Origin of the sequence: Candidatus Amarolinea aalborgensis, assembly GCF_900491745.1 — a bacterium.
Taxonomy (GTDB): domain Bacteria; phylum Chloroflexota; class Anaerolineae; order SSC4; family Amarolineaceae; genus Amarolinea; species Amarolinea aalborgensis.
On the sequence record NZ_UETR01000075.1, the window covers coordinates 1 to 3254 of the forward strand.

Annotated in this window: 4 protein-coding genes and 1 pseudogene; 1 reads left to right on the plus strand and 4 read right to left on the minus strand. The window is 50.8% G+C overall.

What is annotated here, in order from left to right:
* The 4 genes from ACPQ6D_RS23710 to ACPQ6D_RS23725 form a co-directional block, all read right to left on the minus strand.
* On the minus strand, positions 1 to 241 hold a 241-nt coding region (locus ACPQ6D_RS23710; protein ID WP_423226828.1), incomplete at its 3' end, for a hypothetical protein.
* A 1-nt stretch (position 242) separates the two neighbouring features.
* Complete coding sequence (locus tag ACPQ6D_RS23715) at positions 243 to 662, minus strand: very short patch repair endonuclease (protein WP_423226829.1); 420 nt, start codon at positions 660 to 662, stop codon at positions 243 to 245.
* A complete protein-coding gene (locus tag ACPQ6D_RS23720; protein WP_423226830.1) occupies positions 659 to 1840 on the minus strand; it encodes a DNA cytosine methyltransferase in 1182 nt (393 codons plus the stop codon). The genes ACPQ6D_RS23715 and ACPQ6D_RS23720 overlap by 4 nt, the downstream gene beginning before the upstream one ends.
* A gap of 118 nt (positions 1841 to 1958) precedes the next feature.
* Positions 1959 to 2258, minus strand: coding sequence for a helix-turn-helix domain-containing protein (locus ACPQ6D_RS23725; protein ID WP_423226831.1), 300 nt, complete (start codon positions 2256 to 2258; stop codon positions 1959 to 1961).
* Between the two features lie 237 nt (positions 2259 to 2495).
* On the opposite strand from ACPQ6D_RS23725, the pseudogene ACPQ6D_RS23730 reads away from it, so the two are divergent.
* Positions 2496 to 3254 (plus strand): annotated as a pseudogene (locus tag ACPQ6D_RS23730) (hypothetical protein); the annotation flags it as partial.

Here is a 3254-nt window from a genome sequence, read left to right on the forward strand (position 1 = left end):
TGGCAGGGATGTCATATTTTGCAAGGGTTGTTCTCAGCCCAGAGCGCGCGCCGGTAATTTCGCCGCCTTGCGAAATTACTTGATCGCGAAACACAGGACAGGCGCGCCTGAGATGGTCTAACACAACAATGCCAATGGCAACTGTGTTACGAGAAATTTTCCCACCCCTGGTGCAAGAGTTCAGCCACCGATTAAGGGTTTCGCTGCTTTGCTGTTTGATTTCAGTCTGAGCGTTGCGCAAATCACTGCTCCTTGTGTCCGAGAGCGCTGAGTATTCGGTTCTTGATTTTAGGGGTATCAGTTATTTCGTGTTCCCATATCCTGACGACTGTCCATCCATCACATTGCAGTTGCCTATTATGCGTCTCAGCCAATTCAACGTTCCGCTTGATTTTCTTCTCCCAATATTCCCGGTTTGTTTCTGGCAGTTTTTTACGGCAGTCAGGACAACCATGCCAAAAACACCCATCAACAAACACAGCCACGCGCCTATCAAAAAAAACAACATCGGGCTTGCCGATAATGCTGATGACATTTTTCTTCCATCCCCTTAACCGCATTCCCGCAAGCATGGCCCAAAGGCGTTTTTCAAGTTTTGTACCTTTGCCTTTGACGGCCCGCATCGTTTTTCGTCGGTCTTCAGGTTTGAGATTGTCGCTCATTTTTTGTCTAGTAAAAAGAGTTGTGCATTGGGCAATTGGCTCCGATACTGCGGCGCTCCATTTTCAGCAACTGGGTTTAAGATGTGTTTGGCAATCCAAGAGATCACTGGTACGCAGACTGCGTCGCCAAGTCCGGTAAGCGCCTGAACGCCATTCACGGTCATTTGATATTGATCAGGAACACCTTGCAAGCGAGCGTATTCCCTTGGCGTCATAGCACGCATTTTGACAGAACCATTTCCCGCTCTTATCAGAAACTGCTTTCCACTGCCGCCTATCGCTGTACGCAAACAACCAGATAAATCATCATCTCTAACTTCGGCTCGTTGTTGTTCTGCGCGCCGCCTACGAAAGAAAGTTCGATAGGAGAACTGGTCGCTCTCGACCAGTTGCTCGACTCTTTGGCGGTGCACTTCATTCATCATAGCCAGATGGCGTTTGACTTCGACATCAGCCCACCATCGGCCGTCTAAGTCACTCATCGGCTCGACTATTTCGGATAAGCCCCTGGATTTAAGAGGGGGCGGTTCAGGAATTTCGTTATAAAACCATCGCAAATCCTTGTTGGCAATAATACTCCTTTTGAGTTGGTCTGGAAGTAGAGATTTCGGACGCGTCAATATCAATTCTGTGGTGGTGTGACTGACAGGGAATTTTGTTCCGACAAGAAAGACCCGCAACCTGCTTTGAGGGGTAAATCTTAATGCGTCAAAAACGAAAACGTCGCAGGCGTATCCCAGCTTATTGAGCGCCTCAACAGTTACCCTAAAATCGTTCCCCTTGTTAGAATACAGCCAGCCAGGGACATTTTCGACAAGAACAAGGGGCGGCGCGGAGTCCCTTTGTGCTTTGAGTATTTCTATGAATCCCCAAAATGCACTGGAATGGCCGCCGTCAATCATACCATTCATATTTCCCGCTAACGAAAGATCAATGCATGGAAAGGAACAGGTGGCTAGAGTAGTTGAAGGCACACTGGCGGGATCAATTTCAAATATGTCGCCAATTACATAATGAGATTCAGCGTCAGGGAAGAACACCCTATACATTTCGTATTTCTTCTCAGAAATATCGTTGGCAAAAATGACTTGCCAGCCTTGAGACTGTAGACCCATTCTAACCAAGCCAATGCCCGCAAAGTATTCAGCTACCGTTAGGGAATGCACTAAACCTTCCATTTATTCGTGTTCCTGGTATTAGGATTCATGGATTGCCCTGATTATGCTTTTATTATCGCGTAAGTTCTAAAATTTGATTCGAGGGTGGGAGCATTCGGTTCTATCCCACACCGCCCCGCTACCTCTCCGCCTCCCCATCCTCCACCGGCTCCGGCTGCCGCAGCCAGGCCTCAAGCTCCGAACGCAAGACACGCCAAGACTTCCCTATTTTGCGCCCCGGGAGTTTTCTGAGGCGGAGCAGGTCTCGGACCGTTTGCTCTTTCATTTTCAGGTATTGAGCGACTTCTTCTGTAGTCAATACTTCGTCTTCGATCACGTGACACCCTGGCGTGTAAATTGAATTTCCAGCATGCACAAAAACAACTTGGCATACCCTGCTTTTTTGTGTGTTTGTGTGCTTTTCCGTTTGACAAATCACTAAGAGCGGTGTATACTTTCCTCAAAAGCAAACAGGGCAGCCCCGACTGGCCATCTCGACTGCCCTGCTGCTGTAACCCTGGGTGGGAAGGGAGCTTGCGCATCTTCCCCAGGCTGCGCCGCGTGAGCGTTGCGCCTGCTGGCTTACGCTGATATTGTACTATAAAAATGCGCAAGGCGAAAAGCGGAACTGCAAACAACACAAAACAATCTCTGATCTCCAATCTCCGAGGCCACCATGTCCTACCCCATCACGCCCGAAGTCGAAGCGATCAGCCGCCTGCACCTGGAAGGGAATGTCATTCCGCACACCTGGTTCCAGCACATCCGCACGCCCGCGGGTCATCCAGACGTGCTGGCGATCATGATCCTCTCCGATGTCGTCTACTGGTATCGCTGGCGCGAGCTGCGCGATGAAGCGACCGGCGCGGTCGTGGGCTATGCGCGGCGCTTCAAGGGCGACCGCTTGCAGCGCAGCTATGACGCCCTGGCCCAGCAGTACGGCTTCACCAAGCGCCAGGTGCAGGACGCGGTCTATCGCCTGGTGGACGCCGGGCTGTTGGCGCGGGATTTGCGCACAATCATCACCGACAACGGGGTGAAGCTGGGCAATGTGCTCTACCTGGCGCCCATCGCCGATGCCATCGCCGCGATTACTTACCACGCCGACCACCCCCTCTCACGAAAAAACGTGAGAGGTATCACTGAAAAACGTGAGAGGTATCCCGAAAAAACGGGAGAGGTGTCACGTTTTGACGTGATACCTCTCACTGAAAAACGTGAGACAAATACAGAGATTACTACAGAGATTACAACAGAGACTACAACCATCAGATCCAGCATCAACAGCAACGGCGAGGACGACTTTGCCGACGAAAATGACGATCTGGATGCGGACGATCTGCCGGAACAAGCACCGCTTGCTGTTGCTGCTGTTGATTCCCCGGTCGAAGTTTCTGATGTTGCTGTTGCTTCCCAAGCCGAAATTGCTGCTGGT